At 66.2% G+C, this 24,360-nt stretch carries 26 protein-coding genes and 2 pseudogenes; 14 read left to right on the top strand and 14 right to left on the bottom strand.

The annotated features are described in order from the left end of the window. Positions 1 to 51: 51 nt before the first annotated feature. The 3 genes and pseudogenes from B1A87_RS00375 to B1A87_RS00365 all read right to left on the bottom strand — a co-directional run bounded on the left by B1A87_RS00375 (position 52) and on the right by B1A87_RS00365 (position 2,844). Positions 52 to 927 carry a metal ABC transporter permease gene (locus tag B1A87_RS00375; RefSeq protein ID WP_078027581.1) on the bottom strand — a complete coding sequence of 292 codons (876 nt, stop codon included), beginning with the start codon at positions 925 to 927 and terminating at the stop codon, positions 52 to 54. A gap of 2 nt (positions 928 to 929) precedes the next feature. Beyond that, positions 930 to 1,802 carry a metal ABC transporter ATP-binding protein gene (locus B1A87_RS00370; protein ID WP_078027582.1) on the bottom strand — a complete coding sequence of 291 codons (873 nt, stop codon included), beginning with the start codon at positions 1,800 to 1,802 and terminating at the stop codon, positions 930 to 932. Then, positions 1,799 to 2,844 (bottom strand): annotated as a pseudogene (locus tag B1A87_RS00365) (metal ABC transporter substrate-binding protein). Before B1A87_RS00365 ends, B1A87_RS00370 begins: the two are co-directional and overlap by 4 nt. Positions 2,845 to 2,932: 88 nt before the next feature. Between B1A87_RS00365 and B1A87_RS00355 the strand changes: the two are divergent. The 5 genes from B1A87_RS00355 (at position 2,933) to B1A87_RS00335 (ending at position 7,360) form a co-directional block, all read left to right on the top strand. Continuing rightward, positions 2,933 to 3,694 (top strand): CPBP family intramembrane glutamic endopeptidase, encoded by a 762-nt coding sequence (locus tag B1A87_RS00355; protein ID WP_078027584.1) that lies wholly within the window; start codon positions 2,933 to 2,935, stop codon positions 3,692 to 3,694. A gap of 63 nt (positions 3,695 to 3,757) precedes the next feature. Beyond that, positions 3,758 to 4,198 carry a VOC family protein gene (locus B1A87_RS00350; RefSeq protein ID WP_078027585.1) on the top strand — a complete coding sequence of 147 codons (441 nt, stop codon included), beginning with the start codon at positions 3,758 to 3,760 and terminating at the stop codon, positions 4,196 to 4,198. Between the two features lie 21 nt (positions 4,199 to 4,219). Next, positions 4,220 to 5,173 (top strand): 1,4-dihydroxy-2-naphthoyl-CoA synthase, encoded by a 954-nt coding sequence (locus B1A87_RS00345; protein WP_078027586.1) that lies wholly within the window; start codon positions 4,220 to 4,222, stop codon positions 5,171 to 5,173. A 60-nt stretch (positions 5,174 to 5,233) separates the two neighbouring features. After that, positions 5,234 to 6,373 (top strand): AMP-binding protein, encoded by a 1,140-nt coding sequence (locus B1A87_RS00340; protein WP_078027587.1) that lies wholly within the window; start codon positions 5,234 to 5,236, stop codon positions 6,371 to 6,373. A 105-nt stretch (positions 6,374 to 6,478) separates the two neighbouring features. Beyond that, positions 6,479 to 7,360, top strand: coding sequence for a 1,4-dihydroxy-2-naphthoate polyprenyltransferase (locus B1A87_RS00335; protein ID WP_078027598.1), 882 nt, complete (start codon positions 6,479 to 6,481; stop codon positions 7,358 to 7,360). 116 nt (positions 7,361 to 7,476) lie between these two features. On the opposite strand, the gene B1A87_RS00330 is transcribed toward B1A87_RS00335, so the two are convergent. Further along, a complete protein-coding gene (locus B1A87_RS00330; protein ID WP_078027588.1) occupies positions 7,477 to 7,788 on the bottom strand; it encodes a DUF4229 domain-containing protein in 312 nt (103 codons plus the stop codon). Between the two features lie 195 nt (positions 7,789 to 7,983). Here B1A87_RS00330 and B1A87_RS00325 point away from each other — a divergent pair, with 195 nt between their 5' ends. The 4 genes and pseudogenes from B1A87_RS00325 to B1A87_RS00310 all read left to right on the top strand — a co-directional run bounded on the left by B1A87_RS00325 (position 7,984) and on the right by B1A87_RS00310 (position 12,132). Beyond that, complete coding sequence (locus B1A87_RS00325) at positions 7,984 to 8,418, top strand: PLD nuclease N-terminal domain-containing protein (RefSeq protein WP_078027589.1); 435 nt, start codon at positions 7,984 to 7,986, stop codon at positions 8,416 to 8,418. A 199-nt stretch (positions 8,419 to 8,617) separates the two neighbouring features. After that, on the top strand, positions 8,618 to 9,526 hold the full coding sequence (locus B1A87_RS00320; RefSeq protein ID WP_078027590.1) for a hypothetical protein: 909 nt from the start codon (positions 8,618 to 8,620) through the stop codon (positions 9,524 to 9,526). A 122-nt stretch (positions 9,527 to 9,648) separates the two neighbouring features. Then, the gene (locus tag B1A87_RS00315) at positions 9,649 to 10,755 is read left to right on the top strand and encodes an IS110 family transposase (RefSeq protein ID WP_144275667.1); all 1,107 of its coding nucleotides are present in this window, start codon (positions 9,649 to 9,651) and stop codon (positions 10,753 to 10,755) included. 397 nt (positions 10,756 to 11,152) lie between these two features. Beyond that, positions 11,153 to 12,132: pseudogene (locus tag B1A87_RS00310) on the top strand (IS481 family transposase). A 179-nt stretch (positions 12,133 to 12,311) separates the two neighbouring features. Here B1A87_RS00310 and ccsB read toward each other — a convergent pair. The 5 genes from ccsB to B1A87_RS00285 are packed head-to-tail and all read right to left on the bottom strand — an operon-like array spanning position 12,312 to position 17,294. Continuing rightward, a complete protein-coding gene (gene ccsB, locus B1A87_RS00305) occupies positions 12,312 to 13,427 on the bottom strand; it encodes a c-type cytochrome biogenesis protein CcsB (protein ID WP_078030235.1) in 1,116 nt (371 codons plus the stop codon). Further along, positions 13,427 to 15,244, bottom strand: coding sequence for a cytochrome c biogenesis protein ResB (locus B1A87_RS00300; RefSeq protein WP_078030234.1), 1,818 nt, complete (start codon positions 15,242 to 15,244; stop codon positions 13,427 to 13,429). The genes ccsB and B1A87_RS00300 overlap by 1 nt, the downstream gene beginning before the upstream one ends. Next, positions 15,244 to 15,999 carry a cytochrome c biogenesis CcdA family protein gene (locus B1A87_RS00295; RefSeq protein ID WP_078030233.1) on the bottom strand — a complete coding sequence of 252 codons (756 nt, stop codon included), beginning with the start codon at positions 15,997 to 15,999 and terminating at the stop codon, positions 15,244 to 15,246. Before B1A87_RS00295 ends, B1A87_RS00300 begins: the two co-directional genes overlap by 1 nt. A gap of 15 nt (positions 16,000 to 16,014) precedes the next feature. Then, positions 16,015 to 16,626: a TlpA disulfide reductase family protein gene (locus tag B1A87_RS00290; RefSeq protein ID WP_078030232.1), complete on the bottom strand. Its 612-nt coding sequence runs from the start codon at positions 16,624 to 16,626 to the stop codon at positions 16,015 to 16,017. 2 nt (positions 16,627 to 16,628) lie between these two features. Continuing rightward, a complete protein-coding gene (locus B1A87_RS00285; protein ID WP_078030231.1) occupies positions 16,629 to 17,294 on the bottom strand; it encodes a histidine phosphatase family protein in 666 nt (221 codons plus the stop codon). 203 nt (positions 17,295 to 17,497) lie between these two features. Here B1A87_RS00285 and B1A87_RS00280 point away from each other — a divergent pair, with 203 nt between their 5' ends. From B1A87_RS00280 to B1A87_RS00265, 4 genes are all read left to right on the top strand, one after another. After that, positions 17,498 to 18,046, top strand: a complete 549-nt coding sequence (locus B1A87_RS00280; protein ID WP_078030230.1) for a YceI family protein — start codon at positions 17,498 to 17,500, stop codon at positions 18,044 to 18,046. A 196-nt stretch (positions 18,047 to 18,242) separates the two neighbouring features. After that, positions 18,243 to 18,593 (top strand): hypothetical protein, encoded by a 351-nt coding sequence (locus tag B1A87_RS22720; protein ID WP_185982179.1) that lies wholly within the window; start codon positions 18,243 to 18,245, stop codon positions 18,591 to 18,593. Beyond that, positions 18,584 to 19,033, top strand: a complete 450-nt coding sequence (locus tag B1A87_RS00270; protein ID WP_144275666.1) for a hypothetical protein — start codon at positions 18,584 to 18,586, stop codon at positions 19,031 to 19,033. The genes B1A87_RS22720 and B1A87_RS00270 overlap by 10 nt, the downstream gene beginning before the upstream one ends. 237 nt (positions 19,034 to 19,270) lie before the next feature. Beyond that, positions 19,271 to 20,107 (top strand): hypothetical protein, encoded by an 837-nt coding sequence (locus B1A87_RS00265; RefSeq protein ID WP_078030229.1) that lies wholly within the window; start codon positions 19,271 to 19,273, stop codon positions 20,105 to 20,107. A 76-nt stretch (positions 20,108 to 20,183) separates the two neighbouring features. On the opposite strand, the gene B1A87_RS00260 is transcribed toward B1A87_RS00265, so the two are convergent. Then, entirely contained in the window at positions 20,184 to 20,879 is a 696-nt protein-coding gene (locus tag B1A87_RS00260; protein ID WP_078030228.1) for a redox-sensing transcriptional repressor Rex, read from the bottom strand. A gap of 86 nt (positions 20,880 to 20,965) precedes the next feature. Continuing rightward, positions 20,966 to 21,223 carry a glutaredoxin family protein gene (locus B1A87_RS00255; protein ID WP_078030227.1) on the bottom strand — a complete coding sequence of 86 codons (258 nt, stop codon included), beginning with the start codon at positions 21,221 to 21,223 and terminating at the stop codon, positions 20,966 to 20,968. A gap of 69 nt (positions 21,224 to 21,292) precedes the next feature. On the opposite strand from B1A87_RS00255, the gene B1A87_RS00250 reads away from it, so the two are divergent. After that, positions 21,293 to 22,111 carry an HAD family phosphatase gene (locus B1A87_RS00250; RefSeq protein ID WP_078030226.1) on the top strand — a complete coding sequence of 273 codons (819 nt, stop codon included), beginning with the start codon at positions 21,293 to 21,295 and terminating at the stop codon, positions 22,109 to 22,111. Between the two features lie 161 nt (positions 22,112 to 22,272). On the opposite strand, the gene B1A87_RS00245 is transcribed toward B1A87_RS00250, so the two are convergent. The 3 genes from B1A87_RS00245 to B1A87_RS00235 all read right to left on the bottom strand — a co-directional run bounded on the left by B1A87_RS00245 (position 22,273) and on the right by B1A87_RS00235 (position 24,088). After that, complete coding sequence (locus B1A87_RS00245; protein WP_003792170.1) at positions 22,273 to 22,371, bottom strand: 30S ribosomal protein bS22; 99 nt, start codon at positions 22,369 to 22,371, stop codon at positions 22,273 to 22,275. A gap of 223 nt (positions 22,372 to 22,594) precedes the next feature. Continuing rightward, complete coding sequence (locus tag B1A87_RS00240; protein ID WP_056634547.1) at positions 22,595 to 22,807, bottom strand: helix-turn-helix domain-containing protein; 213 nt, start codon at positions 22,805 to 22,807, stop codon at positions 22,595 to 22,597. Positions 22,808 to 22,909: 102 nt separating this feature from the next. Then, entirely contained in the window at positions 22,910 to 24,088 is a 1,179-nt protein-coding gene (locus B1A87_RS00235; protein ID WP_078030225.1) for a 3-deoxy-7-phosphoheptulonate synthase, read from the bottom strand. Positions 24,089 to 24,360 lie beyond the last annotated feature (272 nt).

Genomic DNA, 24,360 nt, shown 5'->3' with positions numbered 1-24,360 from the left:
GCGTCAAGGCGCGCACCGCCGTCGGCCCTCGCCTCAAACCGCGAGCGCGGCTCAGACGGCGAGCGCAGCAGCCTTCCGCCGGCGGGCCTTTGCCAGCCGGGTGCCGATCAGTCCCTGCCGCGGACTGAACAGATAGACGACGGCGAACACGGCACCCTGCGTGAGCACCACCATGGCGCCGGACGCCGTGTCCAGGTAATAGCTGAAGTAGATCCCGGCGATGGAGCACGTCGCCGAAATCACCGGAGCGATCACCAGCATGCGCGAAAACCGGTCCGTCAGCAGGTACGCGGTGGCGCCCGGAATGATGAGCATGGCAACCACCAGGACCACGCCTACCGTCTGCAGTGCCACCACCGACGTCAGCGCCAGCAGTCCCAGCAGCAGCGCGCCGAGTCGTTTCGGGGACAGCCCGATGGCGTGGGCGTGCGTGGGATCGAAGGCGTACAGGGTGAGGTCCCGCCGCTTCAGGATCAAAATGGCGAACGCCACGACTCCCAGCACGAGGACCTGGATGAGGTCCGGGATGCTGACGCCCAGCAGGTTCCCGAAGATGATGTGGTTGAGGTCGGTCTGGCTCGGCGTGACGGAGATCAGCACCAGGCCGAGGGCGAACAGCGACGAGAAGACGATGCCGATGGCCGCGTCCTCCTTGACCCGGCTGGTGTTCCGGACCACCCCGATGAGGGTCACCGCGATCAGGGCAAACACCAGGGCACCCAGCGCGAAGGGCGCGCCCACGATGTAGGCAAGCACGACGCCGGGAAGCACTGCATGGGAGACGGCGTCGCCCATGAGCGACCAGCCGATGAGCACCAGCCAGCAGCTCAGCACCGCGCAGACAATGGCGGCGAGCGCGGTGGTGAGGATGGCGCGGACCATGAAGTCATAGCTCAGCGGTTCCAGCAGGAGGTCGAAGAGGTCCATGGTCAGTTCCTGCCCTGTTGGTTCGAGAGATCCTGCGCCTGGCGGCCCGCGCCGGAAGCATCCGGAGCGTCCTGATCCGGGAGGTCCTCATCCGGAAGCGCCCGGTTGAGGACATCCAGGCCGAATGCCATGGCCAGGTTCTCCGGCTGCAGCACCACCTCGGGCGCTCCGTGCATGAGCACCTTGCGCATGAGCAGCACGGCCTCGTCGCACAGTTGCGGCAGGGCGTGGAGGTCGTGCGTGGAGATCAGGATGGTGCAGCCGTCCGCCGCGAGCTCGCGCAGCAGGCGTGTGATGGTGGCTTCCGAGCGCTTGTCCACGCCGGCGAACGGTTCGTCAAGGAGCATCATGGTGGCGCCCTGGGCGATGCCCCGGGCAACGAAGGCACGCTTCTTCTGTCCGCCGGACAGCTGGCCGATCTGCCGGTTCGCGAACTCGGAGAGTTCCACCCGGTCAAGGGCAAGCTCGACGGCGGCGCGGTCCGCCTTCGACGGACGCCGTGTGAATCCCTGGTGCCCGTAGCGGCCCATCATCACCACGTCCCGGACGGACAGCGGGAACTGCCAGTCCACGTCCTCGCTCTGCGGAACGTAGCCGATGCCGCCTTCCTTGCGGGCCTTGGCCGGCGGAGAACCGTTGATGAGCACGCGGCCGGCGTCGGGCTTGATCATGCCCATGATGGCCTTGAACAGCGTTGACTTTCCCGAGCCGTTCATGCCGACCAGCCCGCAGATCCGGGCGGGCTCCAGGCTCAGGGAGGCGCCGTCGAGGGCGAGCACCTCGCCGTAGTGCACCGTGACGTTTTCCACCAGGATGGCGGGCTGCGGCGCGGCAGGCTCAGCCGTGGCCGGCTGCGGCGTGGCGGAGGCGCTCACGATGCCGCCCCTGCCAGTGCGGTGGTGATCAGCTGGGAGTCGTGCCGGATGAGGTCAAGGTACGTTGGCACCGGCCCGTCCGATTCGGAGAGCGAGTCCACATAAAGCACGCCGCCGAACTTGGCGCCGGTGGCCTCCACCACCTGCCTCATGGGTGCGTCGGACACGGTTGATTCGCAGAAGACGGCCGGGACCTCGTTCTTCCGGACGAAGCCGATGGCGTCAGTGATCTGCTGCGGCGTTGCCTGCTGCTCCGCATTGACCGCCCAGATGTACACCTCTTCCAGGCCAGCGTCCCGCGTCAGGTAGGAGAATGCGCCCTCGCAGGTCACCAGGGCCCGCTGGTTCTTCGGAACTGCTGCCAGTTTGGCCTTCATCTCGTCCTGCACAGCCTGCAGCTTCGCCTTGTAGGCCTTGCCGTTCGATTCAAAGACCTTGGCGTTCTGGGGATCCAGCTCGGAGAAGGCCTTCACCATGTTGTCCACGTAGATCTGCACGTTGACCGGCGACATCCACGCATGCGGGTTCGGCTTGCCCTTGTAGGAGTCCTCGCTGATGGGCATCGCGTCCACGCCGTCGCTCACCACGGCATGCCGGACGTCCACGCCCTCCACGAACTGCGCGAACCACGCCTCGAGGTTGAGCCCGTTGTCCAGGATCAGGTCCGCCTGCGATGCTTTCCGGATGTCACCCGGGGTGGGTTCGTACCCGTGGATTTCCGCGCCGGCCTTGGTGATGGACTCCACCCGCAGCTTGTCGCCAGCCACGTTCTGGGCAACGTCCGCCAGCACCTGTCTCTTATACACATCTAGATGTGTATAAGAGACAGCACCACCGGGCGGCCGTCGTCGCCCCGGCCGGAGGTGCTCCCGCCGCAGGCGGCCAGGGCCAGGCTGAGAAGCACGACGGCGGCGGCTCCCGTCCCGCGGGCGGCCGCGGCGCTGCGGGCAACGGACTGGCTGGACACGGCGCGCGTCGTCGCGCGCCGGCGGGCGATAGTTCGGTGGACAACTTTGGCACACCGAAACAGAGAGTTAGGCATGCCGAATATTCTACGGTGGCGACCGGGCCCCTGCAACGCGGGTCCCGCCGTCGAACTCCACGCCACCCGTCCGGACTACGCTTGAAGGATGGCGACCATCCGACGCACCGTTCCCCCGCCGCGCGCGGACTTCTACCGGTTTTCGCCGCTGGACTTCACCACGGTGGGCCTCTACGTGACTCTCGCCGTGTTCTTCGCCGTGGCCGGGGACCTCCTCCTTCCGCTGCTCCGGCAGCTTGCCCCGACCCCCGCCGTCGCGTCATATGGAGTAAACCTCCTGTTCTACGGGTGCCTTGGCATCCTGGCACTGTTCGCCGCCCGCCAGGTGGTGGCGCGCGACCTCAGGGTGCTGGCCACCAGGCCGTGGTTCACCGCAGCAATGGTGCCGGCATCGGTCCTCGCCATGATGATTTTCACCGCCGTGCTGGTGCTGGTGGGCGGCACCACGGAGACGTCCGCCAACCAGGCCGGGCTGCAGGTGCTCATGCGGCAGGTGCCCGCGTGGCTCATGGTGCCGCTCGTCGTTGTGGTGGGACCGTTCGTGGAGGAGTACATCTTCCGGCACCTGCTGATCGGCAAACTCAGCAGGCGCCTCAATATCTGGATCTGCTGCGCCCTGTCCGTGGTGCTCTTCGCCGCCCTGCACATCGTGGGCCAGGAAGCCCTCACCCTTGCCGCACTCATGCCCTACCTGGCCATGGGCGCAACCCTGGTGTTCGTGTACGTGTGGACCGGCCGGAACCTGATGTTCTCCTACTTCGTCCACGCGGCCAAGAACCTGCTGGCCGCCATCTTCCTCTACTCGATCCCGCCGGAACTGCTCGACCAGCTGCAGCACGTGCAGGGGTAGTGCCCCGGCACGCGACCGCCGCTGCCCTGTTCACGGCGACCGCCGGCGTCGTAGTTTTGTCCCATGGGACTCAACATTCAGATCACCGTCGACTGTAAGAATCCACACGATCTCGCCGACTGGTGGGCCGAAACGCTGGGCTGGGCCGTGGAGCCGCAGGACGAAGGCTTCATCCGCTCCATGATTGAGCAGGGCTTCGCCACGGACGCTGACACGCTGACCCACAGCGGCAAGCTGGTGTGGCGGGACGGCGCGGCGATCCGCCCGGGTGAGGAGATCGAAGCCAAGCAGCCTGCGCGGCGCATGCTGTTCCAGATATCGCAGGAAGAAAAGACCGTGAAGAACCGCGTCCACTGGGACGTCCGCCTTGAGGGCAAGGACAAGGATGTGGCACGCAAGCAACTGGAGGCGCGCGGCGCGACATTCCTCTGGACCGCCAACCAGGGCCCGCATTCCTGGCACACCATGGCGGACCCCGAGGGCAACGAGTTCTGCATCAGCTGACCCGATTACTAGACTTGGACGGTGAGCAACGAAATCCCCGCCAAGGTATCCGATGTGTTCGACCCGTCGCGCTGGCGCACCGTGTCCGGCTTCGACGACTTCCAGGACATGACGTACCACCGGCAGGTGGAGCGCTCCGCAGACGGCGCGGTGGTGCGGGACCTGCCCACGGTCCGGATCGCCTTCAACCGCCCCGAGGTCCGCAACGCCTTCCGCCCCGGCACGGTTGACGAGCTCTACCGCGCCATGGACCACGCCCGGATGACCCCTGATGTCGCCACGGTCCTGCTCACCGGCAACGGTCCCTCGCCCAAGGACGGAGGGCACTCCTTCTGCTCCGGCGGGGACCAGCGGATCCGCGGCCGGGACGGGTACCGCTACGCAGACGGCGAAACCCAGGAAACCATCGATCCCGCCCGGGCCGGCCGGCTCCACATCCTAGAGGTCCAGCGGCTCATGCGGACCATGCCCAAGGTGGTCATCGCCGTCGTGAACGGCTGGGCAGCCGGCGGAGGCCATTCCCTCCATGTTGTCTCGGACCTCACCATCGCATCCCGCCAGCACGGCAAGTTCAAGCAGACCGACGCCACCGTGGGAAGTTTCGACGCCGGCTACGGCTCGGCGCTGCTGGCCCGCCAGATCGGCCAGAAGGCCGCCCGGGAGATCTTCTTCCTGGCCCGCGAATACTCGGCCGACGACATGGTCCGGATGGGCGCCGTCAACGAGGCCGTGGACCACGAACGGCTCGAGGAAGTGGCGCTGGAATACGCCGCGGACGTCGCCCGGCAGTCCCCGCAGGCCATCCGGATGCTGAAGTTCGCCTTCAACCTCGCCGACGACGGCCTGGCCGGCCAGCAGGTTTTCGCCGGCGAAGCCACCCGCCTGGCCTACATGACCGATGAGGCCGTGGAGGGCAAGGAGGCCTTCCTCGAGAAGCGCGATCCGGACTGGTCCAGGTTCCCGCACTACTTCTAAAGCACCACTAGCCAAAGGCAGCCCCATGATTCCCAGGCCCACGTTTCCAAGGCAGGCGAAGTGAACATCGAACCCGCTCTCAAGGCGCTGGCCGCCGCCCTCCACGGTGAGGGGCCCGCCGTCGAGCTTTCCGACGGCCCCAACGGCGAGCCCGTGGTCCGGCTTGTCGAGACCCCCGGGATCGACGACGCCGCCGTAGTGGTCCGCACCTCCGGGTCCACCGGCACGCCGAAGGCGACTGTCCTGACGGTGGATGCCCTCGCGGCGTCGTCCATGGCCACGGCGTTCGCGCTCAAGGGTGAGGGCCAGTGGCTCCTGGCGCTGCCGGTGCAGTATGTGGCCGGCGTGCAGGTGCTGGTGCGGTCGCTCTTCGCCGGCACGCGGCCCTGGGCCATGGACCTGTCCAACGGGTTCACCACGGACGGCTTCACTGCCGCCGCCCTGGAGCTGACGGACAAGATCCGTTTCACGTCCCTGGTTCCCGCGCAGCTGCAGCGTCTGCTGGAGGAGCCCTCCACGGACACGCTGGCTGTACTGCGGCGCTTCAACGGGATCCTGCTTGGCGGCGGGCCGGCATCCGCAGAGCTCCTTGAGTCCGCCCGGGACGCCGGCATCCGCGTGACCACCACCTACGGCGCGGCGGAGACCTGCGGCGGCTGCGTCTACGACGGGTTTCCGCTCGAGGGCGTGGCCGTCCGGTTGTCCGAGGATGGACGCATCCACCTGGGCGGAGCCACGCTGGCCGCCGGTTACCTGGACGCTCCGGGCCTGACCCGGGAGGCATTCGCCGAGGACGACGGCATGCGCTGGTACCGCACCAACGACCTCGGCGTGCTGGACTCCGACGGCCGCCTCACCGTCCTGGGCCGCGCGGATGACGTCATCATCACCGGCGGCGTCAAAGTCTCCGCCGCGCATGTGCAGGCCGAGCTGGAAAAGTCCGACGGCGTGACCGCGGCGTTCGTGGCCGGCGTCGAGTCCGCGATGTGGGGCCAGGCCGTGGCAGCCTATGTGGCCGTGGCAGGCCCCACCCCTTCCGAGGCCGACGGGGAGGCCTGGGCCGAGCAATGGCACCGTACGCTGGGACTGCTGGCCCCGAAGACGGTCCTCCCGGCCGGCGAACTGATCATGCTGCCGAACGGGAAACCCGACAGGCTCGCGATGATTGAACGGCTCAACGCCCTCCATCAGGGAAAATAGACTAGTTCCCGGCACGCCGCGATGATGCGGCACGGGCAATGTCCCACCGAACTCATCACAAAACGTTCCACCGAACGTCCACCGAACCAACACGAGGTACTCACCGTGGCCACAGCCGCACAATGGATCCAAGGCGCCCGGCTCCGCACCCTGCCGGCCGCGATCGCCCCTGTCCTGATCGGCACGGCGGCGGCATACGAGCTGGGCGCTTTCCGCCCGCTCAACGCCATCCTGGCGGCGCTGGTGGCACTCCTGCTGCAGGTGGGCGTCAACTACGCCAACGACTACTCGGACGGGATCCGCGGAACGGACGAGAACCGGGTGGGGCCGCTACGGCTCGTGGGATCCGGCGCCGCGGCCCCGGAGCACGTCAAGTACGCCGCGTTCGGTGCGTTCGGGGTGGCCATGCTGTTCGGGCTGGTCCTCATCATCCTCACGCAGACGTGGTGGCTGCTCCTCGTGGGCCTCGGCTGCGTGATGGCCGCGTGGGGCTACACCGGGGGCAAAAACCCTTACGGGTACATGGGCCTGGGCGACGTGTTCGTTTTCGTCTTCTTCGGCCTGGTGGCCACACTGGGCACCACGTACACGCAGGCGGGCCAAATCAGCCTGCCGGCCGTTGTGGGCGCGATCGGCACCGGGCTCATAGCCTGCGCCCTGCTGATGGCCAACAACGTCCGCGACATCCCGTCCGACATCCAGGCGGGGAAACGCACCCTCGCCGTGCGGCTGGGCGACAAGCACGCCCGTGAAAGCTACGTGCTGATGCTCGCCGTCGCCATCCTGCTGGTGGTGATCCTCGCGCCCATCCGGCCCTGGATGCTGATCGTGCTGCTGCTCATCCCGGCCTGCCTGATGCCCGCGTGGCTCATGATCAACGGCCGGAAGCGCAAGAGCCTCATCCCGGTCCTGAAGCAGACCGGCCTCATCAACCTCGGCTACGCGGTGCTGTTCTCGCTGGGACTCGTGCTGAGCCACGGGGCCTGAGAGCCTAGGAGCCTGACGCGGCCCACGAGGCCTGGGAGCCTGGCGGCTCCGGGCGGCCCCCGGGCCTAGCGGTTTGGCACGGGAGCGGGGTGCTCAGCGCGGGAGCGGGTTGCTTCCTAGGCTTCCTTGTTCCGGAGGTCGTTGCGGACCGTGATGTCCGGGTTGGAATCGACCAGGCGGTCCTCGGCGTCGGCGTCGTCCACTTCACCGGCGGAGCGCAGGGGCTTGGCCCGGCCCGAGAACCGGGCGTGCAGGGAGGCCGTAGCGGCATCGCGCTGCTTCTGGAAAAAGAGGTAGCTGAGGGCGAAGGAAATCAGCCCGGCGCAGACGACGGCAAGCAGCCATCCCAGCTGCAGGAAGACGAACAGCGCAAACAGCGGAGCGAAGAGGGCGAGCCGGATCAGGGAGTATTTCAAGAATGCCACCATCCAAGTTTAGCCGCCCGCCCTGAACGTAGCCTCCCACCGGAGGCCGGCTTTGCATCCGCCCCGGATCGCCTGGCTGGCGTGGTTTCCTGCCCCTTGTGGCCGGGATCCGCGACAAGAATTCACCGGCCTTTTGGTGGCGGGTTCTGTGGGCATACTGTAATCTCCGCAAGGGCGTCCGGCGGCTAGACTGATTGCATGCTCCGTGTTGCCATTGCAGTCGCCGTTCTTGCCATATACGTCTACGGACTTGTGGACGTGATCCGGACTGATTCGCACCTCACCCGGGGATTCTCCAAAACAACCTGGATCATCATCGTTGTCTTCCTGCCGATCATCGGCGCCGCCCTGTGGTTCCTGATCGGACGCCCCCGCTATTCGGCTCCGGTACCTCAGACGTACCGCCACCCAACAGCGCCCGACGACGACCCCGATTTCCTCCGCAACCTGGAGCAGCGCCGCCGCAACCAGGCCGAAGCCGAGCGCCTCAGGAAGCTGAAGGACGACCTCGAGTCGAAGAAACCCAAGCCCGGCGCCGGTCCGCACGGCAGCGGCAGCCCCAGCACGGGGAGCTCGGGCACGCCTGGCGCCGCGGGAGATGCCAGCGCCGAGGGCAATCCCGAGATCAAGTAGTCCGGTCCGGCCCGAGCTTGTGCCGGCAACCGGCGGGCCCGCGATTCTCCAAATATGGCCGCCTGGCACCCCGCCGGGCGGCCCTTTTTGGCGAATGGCGGAACCGGGGAGCCCCAGCCCGAGGCCCGACTGGTCCTCCACACGGGACCATATCTGTGGACAACGCGCTGCGACCTCGTTCCGGGATCAGAATGCTTCTATGCCGCGCCCCCGCCCGCTTCCTCCCCCGCTGTCGGGGCAGCCGTTCACCATAAAGCAGGCCAAGGCTGCCGGACTGACCCGCCGGCGTTCGAGGGCCCGGGACCTGGCCAGCCCCTGCCACGGCGTGCGGATTCCGGCGTCGGCCGACCTCACCCTGCTGGTCCGGGCCAGATCCCTGGCTTTGGCTACCGGAGCGGTCGCCAGCCACCTCACGGCCGCTGCGCTGTGGGGATTTCCGTTGCCCCGTTGCTTCGACACCCACGTGGTCGTGCATCTCACGTGCAGGCCGGGCGCCAGGGCGGTGCGGCGCAAGGACGTGCGCGGCCACCAGGCAGTCCTCATGCCGGAGGAAATCGTCGAAGGCCGTCTCGTGGCCTGCACGTCCCCGCTGCGGACCTGGTTTGATCTGGCCGGTGTGCTGGACCTGCAGGACCTCGTCATCGCCGGCGACTTCCTGTTCAGGCGCCGGAACCCGCTGTCCACGCTGGCTGCCCTGGACGCCTACCTCGCCACGAAGGCAGGCCGGCCCGGCTACCGCAAGGCCGTGAAGGCCCGTGCGCTGATCCGGGCGGACACCGATTCGCCCAAGGAAACTGAACTGCGCCTCCTGCTGGTTCGGTCCGGACTCCCCGAACCAGCCATCAACCTGCCGCTCCTGGATGAAACCGGCGGCTGGATCCAGGACCCGGACATGTCCTACGAAAAGTTCAAGATCGCCATCCAGTACGACGGCGGCCACCATGCCTCCCCCACCCAGCGGCGGAGCGACATTTTCCGTGACGAGAACGCGCGCGGGCTCGGCTGGCACGTGGTGGTCCTGACCCAGTGGGATCTGGACCCGTTCGGGCCCGGCATGGAGCCCTCCGCCGTGACTAGACGATATGAAGTGTGGCGGGCCGGTCCCTGATGTAGGACTGGAACCTCGGGTTCAAAGAGGTTCGTGGGTTGCCGGGCCACGGTCTGTTCCGCCACCAAGAGGCGGGGGTGTGGACTGGTAGAGCCACATTTGAACGTCGGGAGGTTCCAGCCATGAATAAGCGTACCTACGTGGGTTTGGATGTCCATGCGCGCAGTGTGAAGGGCTGCGCGATCGATCGTGAGACCGGCGAGATCCTGCGTCAGAGCCTCGCCGCGAACGATGCCGGGATCGCCGAGTGGATTTCTGGATTGCCGGGTCCGGTCCGCGTTGTCTATGAGGCAGGCCCAACGGGATTCGGCCTGGCCCGGTTGCTGGCAGCCGCAGGGGTCGAATGCCTGGTCGCGGCGCCGTCCAAGCTCCAGCGGCCGTCCGGGGACCGGGTGAAGACCGATGCCCGCGATGCAGAGCATCTGGCCCGGTTGGCGCTGCTCGGGCAAATTACCCCGGTGCGGGTCCCGGGTCCGGCTCAGGAGGCGGCCCGTGATCTGGTACGTGCCCGCGAGGACGTCCGTTCGGATCTGATGCGGGCAAGGCACCGGATCTCGAAGCTCCTGCTGCGCCACGGTCTGGTCTACTCCGGCGGCCATGCCTGGACCGACGCCCACCACACCTGGCTGCACCGGCAGCGTTTCGACGATCCTGCCCTGGAGGCTGCGTACGAGGCCGGCCTGGAAATGGCAGAGCTGACGCTGGACCGCCGCAACCGTTTGGATGCGAAGATCACGGCGATGGCGGCGACCGAGCCGTATGCCCCGGTCGTGCGGGCGCTGATGTGTCTGCGCGGCATCTCGGTGCTCACCGCCTTCGGCCTGGCGGTGGAGATCGGCGACTGGACCCGCTTCACCGGCTCCACGATCGGCGCGTATCTGGGTCTTGTCCCCTCCGAACATACCTCCGGTGCGTCCCGGTCCCAGGGAGCCATCACCAAAACCGGAAACACCCACGCCCGACGCCTGCTGGTCGAGGCCGCGTGGCACCACCGGCGCCCCTACAACAATGCCAGCCGCGACATGCGTTCCCGCTGGGATGCAGCCGACGAGGCCTCCCGGGTCCGCGGACACCAGGGGAACCACCGGTTGCACCACAAGTGGGAGCAGTTCGAAGCCCGGCACAAACGCCGGGTCATCGCCAATGTCGCCGTCGCCCGCGAATTGGCCGGCTGGTGCTGGTCCCTCGCCGCCGCGGTCCAACAGGAGCAGCCGTGGACGGATGAATAGACGTGTGCCGTTCCCGGCCCTGTCCTGATGGCTTGGCAGCGTGGAGGAGACCCGCGAAACACCTATGGACAACCGGGTAGTTCCGGTGACGCCCGACATTGCTAGACCAGCGGCACCCCTCCAGCCGAACACCTCGTCCTGCGGTAACCAACCCGCGCATATCAGTCTGACAGCGCCCGTCGATCACGACGCGCCAGCCAGCCCCGGACGGGCCCAAGGAACGGAACACAAAAGGAGCGGTCCAAGACACCCAGTCTCGGACCGCTCACCCTTGCCCCCTTGACAAGAAATACCTACATATCAGGTGTACTGAGTCAGGACGTTGGTTACATCGTGAATAGGTGAAGACCTCTTAGGTTGGTGGTTACCACACACAGCCAACGACTAAGAGGTCTTCATGATCCACCGTAATGCCCGCCTGACCCCGACCGGTAGACGGATCCTTGTCGAACGCGTCCTGAACGGCCGTCCGATTGCCCATGTGGCCAAAGAACTGGGCATCTCGCGGACCTGCGCCCACCGCTGGATTAGCCGCTACCGGGCCCACGGCTGGGAAGGGCTGCAGGACCGCAGCTCCAGACCAAAGTCATGCCCGCACGCCACTCCGGGGAAAGTCGTTGCCGAGGTCCTGACAAAACGCGTAGAGCACCGCGAGGGGCCGGCCAATCTGGCATTGCGTTGCGGGGTCAGCGCCCGGACGGTCTCTCGGATTCTGGCCCGTGCCGGCATGCCGCGGCTGTGGGACCTGGACCCGGTGACCGGGGCCCGGATCCGCGCTTCCCGTGCCACTGGCCGCCGCTATGAACGCGACGGCCCGGGGGACATGATCCACGTCGACGTCAAGAAACTCGGGCGGATCCCCGAGGGCGGAGGCTGGCGGGCCGACCCTTCCCAGGGCCCGGCTAACCACCGCAGATCACACCAGAAGCTGGGTTTCGACTACGTCCACGTGGCCGTCGATGACTACACCCGCTTCGCCTACGCCGAGGTCCTTCCCGACGAGAAGGGCCCGACCTGCGCCGGATTCCTCACCAGAGCTGCGGCCGCCATGGCCGCCAACGGAGCGCCGGTCAAACGGGTCATGACCGACAACGCATTCGCCTACCGGCTCTCCCGCGATTTCCAGGACGCCCTAACTGCGCTGGGCGCTAAACACATCCTGATCAAACCCCGGCATCCCTGGCAAAACGGCAAAGCAGAACGCTTCAACCGCACCGCACCCTGCAGGAAGGCTGGGCCTACCGGCAACCATTCACGTCCAACCAGGCGCGCACCGACGCCCTGCAGCCATGGCTAAACTTCTACAACAACCACCGGCCCCACGGCAGCCTCGGAGGCAAGCCACCCATCAGCAGGTGCAACCAACCTACTGGCTGAGTACAACTAGGGTGCGCGCGGCACTGGTTAGCCGCGGCTGGAAGCCCGGGCGCTAAGCCTCGCCGATTCGCCAAAAATGGCCGCCCAGCGTACGTGCTGAGCGGCCATTTTTGGCGAATCGGTGAATGGGAGGGGCCCCGTCGGCTGCCTCGGCGGAACCCCGAAGCTACAGCCCCGCCTTACAGCCCCGAGTAGGAGTGCAGGCCGTTGAAGAACTGGTTCACGATGGTGAAGTTGAAGACCACGCACAGGTAGCCCACGATCGACAGCCAGGCCGCGCGGGTGCCCGTCCAGCCGCGGGTGGCCCGGGCGTGCAGGTAGCCGGCGTAGACCACCCAGATCACGAACGTCCATACTTCCTTGGTGTCCCAGCCCCAGAAGCGGCCCCACGCCTTCTCGGCCCAGATGGCACCGAACATGAGGGTGAACGTCCAGCCGATGAAGGCGATGGCGTTGATCCGGTAGGAGAGGTTCTCCAGGCTCAGGGCGGACGGCACCAGGCGCATGAAGCCCAGCTTGTCCTGGCCGCCGGCCGCGATGATCTTCTGCCGGTGTGACTGCACGAGTTGCAGTGCGGACATGGCGAACGTCAGGGTGAACAGGGCCGAGGAGAGCACCGCGATGGAAACGTGGATGACCAGCCAGTAGCTTTGCAGCGCCGGCACGAGGTGGCCCACCGGGGTCCAGTAGGCCACTGAGGCAGCAACCAGCATGATGATCACCAGGCCCACCACGAAGGTGCCGAGGAAGCGGAGGTCGCGGCGGATCAGCACCACCAGGAACACGGCCACAGCCACGAAGGCGCCGGTGGTCAGGAACTCGTACATGTTGCCCCACGGCACACGGCCTGCGCCGACGGCACGCGTCAGCACACCGGCAGCGTGGATCGAAGCACCCAGAACCGTCAGCGCGACGGCAACGCGGGCGGGAACGCGGCGCTCGGCGTCGTACTTCATGCTGGCATTGGCGGTCCGTCCCGCTCCGCTGCCGTTCCCTCCCGCAGAAACGGACGACGACGGCCGCTCGGCTCGGCCGGCAGGCCCGGCCAGGTGCCCCGCAACACGGTCGGCATCCCCGGCAGCACTGCTGACGGAGCCAGCGGCCACGGGGACCTTTGCGCCGGCGTCTGCCGCTGCTGCGTCGGCTGTGGCCGCTTTGAGGTCCACAGCGCGGAGTGCCCTGCTGCTCTTGGCCAGGTCCCACGCGAAGGCTATGAACGCCACCGTGTACGTGCCGGCGGCCAGCAGCATGAAGAGCTCACTGTACTGGCCCATGGTTTCGTTGATGGGGAACATTACTGGTCCTTCTTTGACTCGTTCGAGCCTGCTGTTGACTGGATGAAGTCTTCTGAGGTCATTGCCGCGGAGGCGTCGGCGCCGTCGGCCGAGGCATCCATCGGCCCGGTGCACGCCGGGCCATTATCCGCCAGTTCGCTGGGAGGTTTCTGGGAGTCCAGGCCCCACGCCTCTGCCAGCAGCCCGCGGAGCGCAACCGCTTCGCCGGCCAGCCTGTGGTCCTCGCCGCGGGCCAGGAGGCCGTATTCCACCATGGTGCGGCCGTCCTCGTGCGTCCCGGTGCGGACCCAGACGCGCCGCCGGTTGACGTAGAGCGAGACGACGAGCCCCGCCACGGCCAGCAGCGCGAAGATCAGGGCGGAGAGCTGGCCCGGATTGTGGTGGATGTCGACGCCGACGTACTTCTTCACGCCGTCGAAGGTGATGGAGCCCTTGCCGTCAGGCAGCGTGTACGTGTTGCCCGGGCCCAGGGTGATGCCGCCGGCCTTGAGGTCCCGGCTGTTGAGCGGCTTTAGGTCCTTGACGTCGAGCTCGAACACGTTCTGCGGTGAACCCTTGTCCAGGCCCAGATCACCGTAGTACGAGTTCAGGCTCAGCTGCGGGTTGATGAGGTCGGGGTCCCCGCTGAAGGAAATGCCCTTGTCCGTCACGAATGCCGTGGGCAGGAAGAACCCGGCAAACCCGAGCTGGTCCGGCTTGGCATCCGGAACCTTGATCACCACGGACGAGTAGTAGTTTTCGCCCTGGAGCTTCGCCACCACGGGGCCCTGCATGGCGATGTTGCCTTTGCCGTCCCGGACCGTCACCACCGGGGCGTAGCCGTTGCCGGTCAGGTAGATGCTGGTCCCGCCCAGGGTGACGGGATCGTTGACCTTGAGGACTTCCTTCTTGGCCGGCGCGCCCGGGTTCTCCTTGGTGGTGACGTCCGCCGTGAAGTCGATGGGCTGGCCGAACTTGCCCTTGGACTCTCTGTCAAACGTTGCCTGGAACTTGTCCAGCTGGATGGAGTACGGCTGCAGCTGGCTGCTCTGGAAGTTGGTGCCCGGCGTGAACTGGTCGTAGCCCACCAGCGTGTTCACGAACGTGTCGCCCTCCACGAGGATCCGCTGCCCGCTGTAGCCGAACAGCCCGCCAACAGCCACGGACACGAGCACGCCGATCAGCGACGTGTGGAAGACAAGGTTGCCCACTTCCTTGAGGAAGCCGCGCTCCGCCCCCAAAGACGGCCGCGCGCCGTCGTCGTGCCGTACGTCAACGCGGTAACCGCGTTTCCTGAGCAGCGCGGCTGCGTCTTCAATAGCGTCCGACGCCGGGACGCCGGCTTCCGCCGGCAGCACCAGGGTGCCGTACTCCGGCAGGCGGGAGAGGCGTTTTGGGGTGCGCGGCGGCTGGGAGCGCATGGCCCGGTAGTGCGCGATGGCACGGGGAACGACGCAGCCGATCAGCGAAATGAACAGCAGGATGTAGATGGCCGAGAACCAGGCCGAGGAGTAGACGTCGTAGAGCTGCACCGAATCGAGGATCTTGCCGTAGTCCGGGTGGTCCTTGATGTACTGCGTGACTATCGACGGGTTTGCCGGGCGCTGCGGAAACAGCGATCCCGGCACCGCGGCCACGGCGAGCAGCAGGAGGAGGAAGAGTGCTGTGCGCATGCTGGTCAGTTGGGTCCACGCCCAGCGGAGCATGCCGATGATCCCCAGCGCCGGGAGCGCCGCGTCGGCCTTGGCCGCGACGAGGTCCTTGCGGGGATCTTCGGGCGCAGCCTTGGGGCTGGCCGCTCCGGGGGAATTCTTAGTTGGCTTCACACGCTCGCTCATCAGATCGGCAATTTCACATCGTTTTGGAACCAGTACTGCAACTGCGTGACCCAGGCTCCCCAGACACCCGTGGCCATCAGGACGCCCAGGGCAATCAGGACGCCGCCGCCCGTCCGCTGGATGGCCACCCGGTGGGTGCGGAAGAAGGACAGGACCCCGGCGCCGCGGCGCACCGCGAGGGCGATCAGGAGGAACGGAATGCCTAGGCCAAGGCTATAGACGAATGCCAGGAAGGCGCCCTTCGCGGCCGAAGAGCCGCCGGAGAGGCTCAGGAGCTGCACGGCCGAATAGGTGGGGCCGATGCAGGGTGCCCATCCGAGGCCGAAGGTGATCCCGAGCAGCGGCGCGCCCCAAAGGCCTGCCGGCGGTTTGGCATGGATCTTGGCGTCGCGCTGCAGCCAGCTAAAGCCGCCCATGAACACCACGCCCATGATGATCACCAGGACCCCGAGGAGCTGCGTGATCCAGGCATTCTGCGAGCCGGTGATCAGCGTTCCCAGCTGGCCGAAGGCCCCGCCGAGCAGCACGAAAATGACGGAGAACCCGAGCACGAACAAACCGATCCCGGCAAGCATGCGGCCGCGCTTTTGCTTCTGCAGGTCCACACCGGTCAGCCCGGTGACATAGCCCAGGTATCCGGGCACGAGCGGCAGCACGCAGGGCGAAAGGAAGGAAACGAAGCCTGCCAGCAGCGCCACCGGGATGGCAAGCAGGAGTGATCCGTTCAGGATGGCTTCGGCGAAGGGGCTGTTCACGTTGGGAGACCGCCGCTACTCAGCCACTGCGGATTCGATGAGGGCCTTGAGGGTGCCCTTCTGGATCTCCCCGAGCACGCGCGAAGCCACCCGGCCCTGCTTGTCAATGACGAGCGTGGTGGGGACCGCACCCGGGGGCACGAGTCCGGACACGGCCAGCAGCACGGCGCCGTCCTTGTCGTTGAAGCTCGGGTAGGTGAGGCCGAATGTCTTGTCGAAGGCGTCGGCCGTAGCCTTCTCGTCACGCAGGTTCACGCCGAGGAACTGCACGCCCTTGCTCTTGAACTCCTGGTGGAGGGCCTCGAGGGACGGGGCTTCCACCCGGCACGGCGCGCAGGCAGCGAACCAGAAGTTCAGCACGGTCACCTTGCCCAGGAAGTCCCTGGCCGTTACGGCGGTGCCGTCAAAAAGGTTGCCCTTGATGTCGACGGCGGACTTGCGGTCGGCCGCTGCGAATTCAGTCACCGAGCCGTCGCCGGCCACGTAGTTCTTGTTGTCCCCCGCTTTGGCCTGCTTGGCCAGGGCGTCTTCCTGCGCGCACGCGGACAGCCCCAGCGTGAGGGCAGTCAGGGCTAGGCCACCGGCGGCAAGAACGCTGCGCCGGGAACTTATGGGGCTGTTGGGCATGGTTAGGCTCCGGGGGTGGTGGAGGCGCCGGGCAGAAGGGCTGCGGCCGGTTCGCTGTACTCGACGCGGAGGAGGGTGCCGTCGCCGTCGAAAATCAGGGAGGTGAGTGACGTCAACGTGCACTCGCGCTTGCGCGGGTCATGCCACAGCGGCTTTCCCTCCGCGCTGAGCCGGGTGGCCCAGATGGGCAGCTGGTGGCTGACCATGACGGCCTCAGCGCCGTCGCCGCCGAGTTCAATTGCCTTGGCCCGGGCGTCCTGCACTGCTTCCCTCACCCGGGCGGCCTGGTCCTTGTACGGCTCACCCCATGAGGGCCTGAGCGGGTTGACGAGCTGGGGCCAGTGCCGGGGCTTGAGCAGCTCGGCCTTGGTGACCTTGAGGCCTTGGAAGTGGTTTTCGGCCTCGATGATGCGCTGGTCCGTATGGATCTCCAGGCCGAGGGCCCGGGACGTTGGCTCCGCCGTCTCCTGGGCGCGGGTCAGCGGGGAGGCCACCAGATAGACAATCTTTGCGCCCTGGGAAACCCGGTCGCGGAAGTGCTCCGCGAGGGTCTGCGCCATCTGCTGGCCTAGCTCGGAGAGGTGGAACTCAGGCAGCCTGCCGTACAGGACGCCCTCGGGATTGTGGACCTCGCCGTGGCGGAGCAAATGAACAGTGGCTTGGGGCATGTCTACCAGTTTCTCAAAGATGTCGGACGATCTGAAATCTTCTACATCTAGTAGAACTCAGGAATTTTTAAAAATGTTCCCCGGCGATGGAATAAAAGATGCAAATGCATGTTTATACTGGATGCAGCAGTTAGTTGATACTTCAACAAATGAAGCTTCAACCGGAACATTCCGCTTCGTCCACAGATTCAAGGAGAACCATCATGGCACTTCCCACCAACGTCACCGCCGGCACCTGGACCCTCGACAACTCGCACAGCGAAATCGCCTTCACCGTCCGCCACGCGGGCATCAGCAAGGTCCGCGGCCAGTTCAAGGAAGCGGCCGCAACGCTGGACCTCGCCGAGAACGTCGCTGACTCCCGGATCAACGCCACCATCCAGACCGCGAGCTTCGACTCCGGCGACGTGAACCGCGACGGCCACGTCCGCGGCGAAGACTTCTTCGACGTCGAGAAGTTCCCGGAAATCTCCTTCGTTTCCAACGGGCTGGTTGCCACGGGCGACGGCTACGAGCTCCAGGGCGACCTCACCATCAAGGGCGTTACCCGCCCGGTGGCCCTCGAGACCGAATTCAACGGCGTGGCCGTGGACCCGTTCGGCAACACCCGCGCCGGAGTTTCCGCGGAAACCACCATCAGCCGCAAGGACTTCGGCCTGACCTGGAACGCCGTGCTGGAAGCCGGCGGCGTGCTGGTCAGCGACAAGGTGGCCATCAACCTGGAACTGGCCTTCATCGCCCCCGCCGCGTAGGTTGCTCGGCTAGGTTCCTAGCCACGCAGTACGCCGCCGACGCCCCGCCCGTGAACTCCACGAGCGGGGCGTTTTGCGTTGGCCGGGACATGGTCCGGGACCTCCTAGAATTCGCCAAATCGCGGGTCTACAGTGAGAGCCATGAGCAACCCCAGCGATGAACCGCAGCCTCAGCAGCCGGGCTCCGAGCCGCCGCTTGAGGACCATCCCGCGCCCTGTCTCTTATACACATCTAGATGTGTATAAGAGACAGCAGCCGACCGGGTCCCGGCCGGCAGCGTCGCAGCCACCCGCGTCTCCGGCACCCGCATCCCAGCCTCCCGCGTCGCAGCCAGGGGTGTCTCCGGCGGCAGGGCAGCCGGGATGGCAGGACGGGCCGCCGTCGGGGCAGGCGCCGCAACAAGCGGCAGGGCAGCCGGGCTGGCAGGACGGGCCGCCGTCGGGGCAGCAGGGCTGGCAGGCGGGGCAGCCCGGCGGCGCCGGACGCTTCACGATGCCCGCCGACCGGCCGCGCAGCTGTCTCTTATACACATCTAGATGTGTATAAGAGACAGGCCCAACGGCGGCTTCTCGGGCATCTTCGAGGTGACAAATCTCCCCACGGAACTCAAAGTGTCCTACTGGGTCTGGGTGATCGGTGGCCTGCTGGGCCTGTTGGGTGGAGTGATCGGGCTGTTCGGGGCGCTGGTGCTCTTTGCGATCCTGCCCGGCCTGGCCATCCTGGTGCTGTTGCTTGTGCTCGTGGCACTTGCACTGGCCGCTGCTCAGATCGTTCTTGCGATGAAGATGAAGGAAGGCCGGGAGTGGGCCCGGCTGGCGCTGACGATTGTCGCGGGCGTATCGCTGCTTTTGGCGGCCATCAATTCCAGTTTCGCGGGGGGCCAGGGCGGTAACTGGCTGGGATTCCTGATCAGCCTGGTGGCAACCGTGCTCATGTGGGTGCCCAACTCGCAGAGTTGGTTTGCGGCCGCACGGGGTTCCGCCTGATCTCCAGTTCGCGTCGCCAATTAGGGTCGCCGCGGCAGGCGCCGCCGCTTCGTTTGAGGCGCTTCAACGCGGGCCCCGAGCCGCCTTCCCGGCCTGCGGACGCGCCGCACGAATACCTCTGTGGAATGATCCTCACGGTGCCCGCCGAGGGGTACGGTGGAAGTGAACCATGCTGGGGGCAGGGCAGGCTACTGAACCCGGTGGCCGATCCCGACGTCAACACGCAAAGGACCGCTCATGAGCACTCCTCCAGTTCCCCCAACGCCCAGCGACCCGAACTCCAACGAGCCGAGCCAGGACGCTGCGGAAGCACGCGGCGCGCAGCCCCGCTATGGCCAGGATGCTCCGCAGTACGGCCAGAACACGCCGCCCGCTCCCCAGTACGGCCAGAACACGCCGCCCGCTCCCCAGTACGGCCAGAACACGCCCCGGTACGGTCAGGGCGCACCTCAGCAGCCGCAGTATGGACAGAACGCGCCCCAGTACGGCCAGCAGTCCTCTGCCCCGTCCCCCTTCGGTCAGGCACAGTCCGGCAAGTCCCCGTACGGTCAGTCACCTTACGGCCAGCCCCCGTACGGGTATCCGTCGGAACAGCCGCAGGGTGGAACCGGAGCCGGTGCGCCGCAGCTGGTGAACACTTCCTTTTGGATGATCCTCGGCGCCGGCGTCCTGTCCGTCCTGTCAGTCCTGCTGGCGATTCCGACCCTGGATGATCCCGCCATTCGCAACTCGTTCGAAGAGCAGCTCCGCGGAAGCGGCCAGAACGTGGCGTTCGACGACGTCAAGGGCTTCCTCATCGGAACCATGGTGGTCTTCGCCCTGATCGGCGCGGGCCTCTATGCGCTGGTGGCCTTCAACGTCCGAAAAGGCAGGAACTGGGCCCGCATCCTGGGAACGGTCCTGGCGGCGCTGTCCGTGTTTAGCATCTTCCCCCTTGGCCTGAACACGCTCGTGGGGCTCGTGGGCATCGCAGCGATTGTGATGCTGTACATGCCGGCGTCGGCATCGTACTTCCAGAAGCCCCAGCCGTTCGCCAACCCGTACTCGCAGCCGGGCGGCCCTTTCGGCCGCTAAGGCTCAGCCGCTAGGCTCACCCGCCAGCACCTGCACGAAAACCAACCAACGGGCGCGGATTCCAGGAAGGCCGGACTTACTCCGGCTGACCTGGGGTCTGCGCCCGTTGCGCGTGGTACGCCAGAATCTGCAGCTCAGTGGCCATGTCCACCTTGCGAAGATTCACGCCGTCGGGAACCTGGAGCATCACGGGCGCGAAGCTGAGGATGCTGTGTACCCCGGCCGCCACCACACGGTCGCACACACTCTGAGCCACGGCAGCGGGCAGGGCGAGGACCACCATATTGGCACCGGTCCGTTCCAGCACCGGCTCAAGGTCGGCCACATCGCTGACGCGGAGCCAGCCCACTTCATTGCCCACAACCATTTGGTCAGCGTCGAAAATGGCAACAACGTCGAAGCCCCTGGATTCAAAACCGCCGTACCTAGCGAGGGCCTTGCCCAGGTTACCGGCGCCGACGATCGCGACCTTCCAATCGTGCGTCAGGCCCAGCGCGGCGGCGATGTGACGGCTCAGATACTGGACCTCATAGCCCACGCCGCGCGTACCGTACGACCCCACATGGGACAGATCCTTGCGAAGCGTGGACGAGCTGACTCCCGACAGCTCGGCCAGCGATTCGGAAGATACGCGCTCGGTGCCCTCGGCCATCAGGGTGTTCAGGGCGCGCAAATAGATGGTCAGCCGGGCCACGGCCGCAGGCGGAATCTGCTTTCCGGCAGCTCCGGTGTCCCCGGGCACGGCCTGGGGTGGTGAATCGAGCGAGGTCACTATCTGCTCCATTGCGTCGCGTTGTGAGTCCACTCTAGATCCCCATCACTTATGTCAACAAAGCCGGTGCCATTGCGCGGAACAGGCTACTGCCTCGCCATCGCCTGACGCAGCACCCTGTCCAGCCTGGCTTCGTCAATTTTCCAGAAGTCCCGCTGGATTCCGTCCACGAGAACCACCGGGATTTCCTCTGCGTACTGGTCCCGCAGGGCGTCGTCGATGTCCACCGACCGCTCCGTCCACTCAAGTCCCAGGGCGCCAGTCACCCGCCCAACGGCGTCGCGCGCCGCGGCGCACAGGTGACAGTCAGCTTTGGTGAGGAGAACGACGTCGGGGTTTGCCATATTCCAACCGTATCGCGGCAGCGGCCTCGTCTGCCGGGCACATCCCCTGCATTGACTAGACTCAGTGGCATGCCCGAGGAGAAGTACGTCGCTGTGGTCACGCAGCCGGTTGCGCAGCCGCAACACGGCGAGGCCGCATTCTTCGACGTCGACAACACCCTCATGAAGGGCGCCAGCCTCTTCCACGTGGCCCGGAAAATGCACCAGCGCGGCGCGTTCACCCTTCCGCAGGCTGCCGGGATGGCGTGGAAGCAGTTCAAGTTCGTGCTCCGCGGCGAGAACATGGACGACGTCCACGCAGTGCGGGACTCCGCGCTGACGCTCGCGGCCGGCATCACGGAGGAGGACATCAAGGCCCTGGGCGAGGAAGTCTTCGACGAGATGATCGTCTCCCGGATCTGGCCGGGCACGAAAGCCCTGGCCGAGCAGCACCTGCGGGTGGGGCGCAAGGTCTGGCTGGTCACCGCCACTCCGATCGAGGTGGCCACAGTCATCTCCACTCGACTGGGGCTCACCGGCGCCCTGGGAACCGTGGGTGAGATCAGGGACGGCTTCTACACCGGCCGACTGGTGGGCGATATCCTGCACGGCGCTGCCAAGGCGGTGGCGGTCCAGGGCATCGCCGATGCCGAAGGCCTGGACCTCAAGCGGTGCTGGGCCTACAGCGACTCGTACAACGACATTCCGCTGCTGACCCTCGTGGGCCATCCCGTGGCCATCAATCCGGACGCGCGGTTGCGCAAGCACGCCCGCGAGCACAACTGGCCGGTCTACGATTTCCGTTCCGGCCGCCGCGCCGCCACGCTTGGACTCAAGGCCGCCACGGCCGGCGGGGCCATCTACGGCCTCTGGCGCGGCTACTCCCGCTTCCGCGCCCCCCGCGTCTGACGCGCATCCGTCCCACCGACGCGCAAAATCCCTGAGGACACCGGAATTCCGGCGTCGCAATGCGATTTCCGCGTCGCCGGGCAGCGTGGGCGTCCCACACCAGAACGCAAAAATGCCCGCACCCTCGAAAGGGAGCGGGCATTGACGCGCAGGAAGTATCTCTACTTCTTATTGCGGCGCTGGTGGCGCGTCTTACGAAGCAACTTGCGGTGCTTCTTCTTGGCCATACGCTTGCGACGCTTCTTAATAACTGAACCCACGAAAGTTCCTTACAAACTAGATGCGTACCTGTCTGATGGAGAAGGTCCGTGGACTAAGCAACAGACTGAAACAACTGACAGATTCTTACAATGACGTAAAACGTTCTTTAACAGGGTACCGCTTATCCGGAGCACCTTCTGACCGCCACCCGCCATGACCTGCAGCGGCCCCCAAGGCAGCTGCATTGTCATGAAGACTGTGCGGACAACCGTGCGCCAGCTACTACGCGGTATCCGAGTGTCCGTCGACAACAGCGCCCTTGAGGTACTGTTCGACGGCGCTCTCCGGAACCCGATAGGACCGGCCGAACCGAACCGCGGGCATTTCCCCGGAGTGGACCAAGCGATACACGGTCATCTTGGAGACACGCATCAGCTCAGCCACCTCAGCCACGGTCAAGAACTTGGCGTTCGAGAAGTTCGACTCTGCGGACATTTCCCATATTCCTTTGCTCTCAGCATCTTGCGGCGACCCCAATTGTCTGCGGTGCGCCGATGCTGAGCCATCGGACAACCGTGTGCTAGTTACTCTAGATGCTCACGGGGCCATTGTGAAAGCCCGGCGTTTACGCGACGAAGCGGCAAGCTGTTCCAGCACGGATGCCGTCACATCCCACTCCATGCAGGCGTCGGTCACGCTCTGGCCGTAGACCAGCGCTGACCGTCCGGCGGCGTGCTCGGCGACGTCCAGGTTCTGGGCCCCGCCGACCAGGAAGCTTTCCAGCATGACGCCGGCGATGGCACCCGCTGCCTCACCCGTGCCTTCGAGCTGGGCGCCGATTTCAAGCGCAACCTCGGCCTGGCGGTGGTGGCTCTTGCCGCTGTTGGCGTGGCTGGCATCCACGATGAGCCGCGGGTTCAGGTTCTTGGCAGCGAGCTTGGCTGAAGCCGCCTCGACGTCGGCCGCGGAGTAGTTGGGACCCTTGCGTCCGCCGCGGAGAATCACGTGGGTGTCCGGGTTGCCCGCCGTGGCCACGAGGGCCGCCCGGCCGTCGCCGTCAATCCCCAGGAAGGCCTGTGCGGCCGCGGCGGCGCTGCAGGCGTCCACCGCCACCTGGAGGTCGCCGTCGGTCCCGTTCTTGAAGCCGATCGGCATGGACAGCCCGGAGGCCAGCTGGCGGTGGATCTGGCTTTCCGTGGTCCGGGCGCCGATGGCTCCCCATGACACCAGGTCCGCCATGTACTGGGGGCTGATCGGTTCGAGGAACTCCGTGGCGGCGGGCAGCCCCAGCGCCGTGACCTGCTGCAGGAAACGCCGGGCCGCGCGCAGGCCGCCGGCGATGTCGTGCGTCCCGTCCAGGCGAGGATCGTTGATCAGGCCCTTCCAGCCCACCGTGGTGCGCGGCTTTTCGAAGTACGCGCGCATGACGATCAGCAGGTCTTCCTTGTGCTTCTCGGCCTGGCTGACAAGGCGGCGGGCGTATTCGAGGCCGGCCTTGGGGTCGTGGATCGAGCACGGGCCCACGATCACCAGCAGGCGGTCGTCCACGCCGTCCATGATGGCCCGGACTTCGTCCCGGCCGCGTTCGACGACGTCTGCCACGCGGGCTTCCAGCGGCAGTTCTGCGATCATTTCCTGCGGGGTGGGCAGCGCAGTGAATTCACTGACCCTCAGGTTGGACGTGGATTGCTGCGGCGCGGACTGCTGCGATGCAATCTGCGCCGACGCGGGCTGTGCCGACGAGGGCTGCTGGGTTTCGGTGGCTGCGGTGCTCATGTGCGGGTCCTGTTCCGGGTGGGGCGGAGCGGGCCCAATCAGAACCCGCCGGAGAAATGGCGAAGGGCAGAGAATGATCTCTGCCCTGTTGGCTCTGAAGGAAAGTTGGATGCGTGTCAGTTAGACGCGGGCCCCTCCAGAGCCAACGAAAAATACGCATACCAACGGTTAGTCATAGCCAAGACCATAACGGCCGAACGCACGGTCCGCAAACCGGGGCGTCACAAAACTCCGCCGACGCCCCTCATCCCGTTTGTTGCCATCCGTGGCAC

This window comes from Arthrobacter sp. KBS0703, assembly GCF_002008315.2.
Taxonomy (GTDB): Bacteria; Actinomycetota; Actinomycetes; order Actinomycetales; family Micrococcaceae; genus Arthrobacter.
The sequence above is the reverse complement of the archived record's forward strand: the minus strand, read 5'-3'. Positions and strand labels throughout refer to the sequence as shown.

What these genes read in the sequence shown, in the direction of transcription:
- B1A87_RS00240 (WP_056634547.1), bottom strand. Translation starts at nt 22,807, where the DNA reads ATGTCCGCAGAGTCGAACTTCTCGAACGCCAAGTTCTTGACCGTGGCT.
- B1A87_RS00355 (WP_078027584.1), top strand. Translation starts at nt 2,933, where the DNA reads ATGGCGACCATCCGACGCACCGTTCCCCCGCCGCGCGCGGACTTCTAC.
- B1A87_RS00265 (WP_078030229.1), top strand. Translation starts at nt 19,271, where the DNA reads ATGAGCACTCCTCCAGTTCCCCCAACGCCCAGCGACCCGAACTCCAAC.
- ccsB (WP_078030235.1), bottom strand. Translation starts at nt 13,427, where the DNA reads ATGTTCCCCATCAACGAAACCATGGGCCAGTACAGTGAGCTCTTCATG.
- B1A87_RS00290 (WP_078030232.1), bottom strand. Translation starts at nt 16,626, where the DNA reads ATGCCCAACAGCCCCATAAGTTCCCGGCGCAGCGTTCTTGCCGCCGGT.
- B1A87_RS00300 (WP_078030234.1), bottom strand. Translation starts at nt 15,244, where the DNA reads ATGAGCGAGCGTGTGAAGCCAACTAAGAATTCCCCCGGAGCGGCCAGC.
- B1A87_RS00315 (WP_144275667.1), top strand. Translation starts at nt 9,649, where the DNA reads ATGAATAAGCGTACCTACGTGGGTTTGGATGTCCATGCGCGCAGTGTG.
- B1A87_RS00320 (WP_078027590.1), top strand. Translation starts at nt 8,618, where the DNA reads ATGCCGCGCCCCCGCCCGCTTCCTCCCCCGCTGTCGGGGCAGCCGTTC.
- B1A87_RS00280 (WP_078030230.1), top strand. Translation starts at nt 17,498, where the DNA reads ATGGCACTTCCCACCAACGTCACCGCCGGCACCTGGACCCTCGACAAC.
- B1A87_RS00330 (WP_078027588.1), bottom strand. Translation starts at nt 7,788, where the DNA reads ATGGTGGCATTCTTGAAATACTCCCTGATCCGGCTCGCCCTCTTCGCT.
- B1A87_RS00250 (WP_078030226.1), top strand. Translation starts at nt 21,293, where the DNA reads ATGCCCGAGGAGAAGTACGTCGCTGTGGTCACGCAGCCGGTTGCGCAG.
- B1A87_RS00375 (WP_078027581.1), bottom strand. Translation starts at nt 927, where the DNA reads ATGGACCTCTTCGACCTCCTGCTGGAACCGCTGAGCTATGACTTCATG.
- B1A87_RS00255 (WP_078030227.1), bottom strand. Translation starts at nt 21,223, where the DNA reads ATGGCAAACCCCGACGTCGTTCTCCTCACCAAAGCTGACTGTCACCTG.
- B1A87_RS00285 (WP_078030231.1), bottom strand. Translation starts at nt 17,294, where the DNA reads ATGCCCCAAGCCACTGTTCATTTGCTCCGCCACGGCGAGGTCCACAAT.
- B1A87_RS00235 (WP_078030225.1), bottom strand. Translation starts at nt 24,088, where the DNA reads ATGAGCACCGCAGCCACCGAAACCCAGCAGCCCTCGTCGGCACAGCCC.
- B1A87_RS00350 (WP_078027585.1), top strand. Translation starts at nt 3,758, where the DNA reads ATGGGACTCAACATTCAGATCACCGTCGACTGTAAGAATCCACACGAT.
- B1A87_RS00270 (WP_144275666.1), top strand. Translation starts at nt 18,584, where the DNA reads ATGTGTATAAGAGACAGGCCCAACGGCGGCTTCTCGGGCATCTTCGAG.
- B1A87_RS00325 (WP_078027589.1), top strand. Translation starts at nt 7,984, where the DNA reads ATGCTCCGTGTTGCCATTGCAGTCGCCGTTCTTGCCATATACGTCTAC.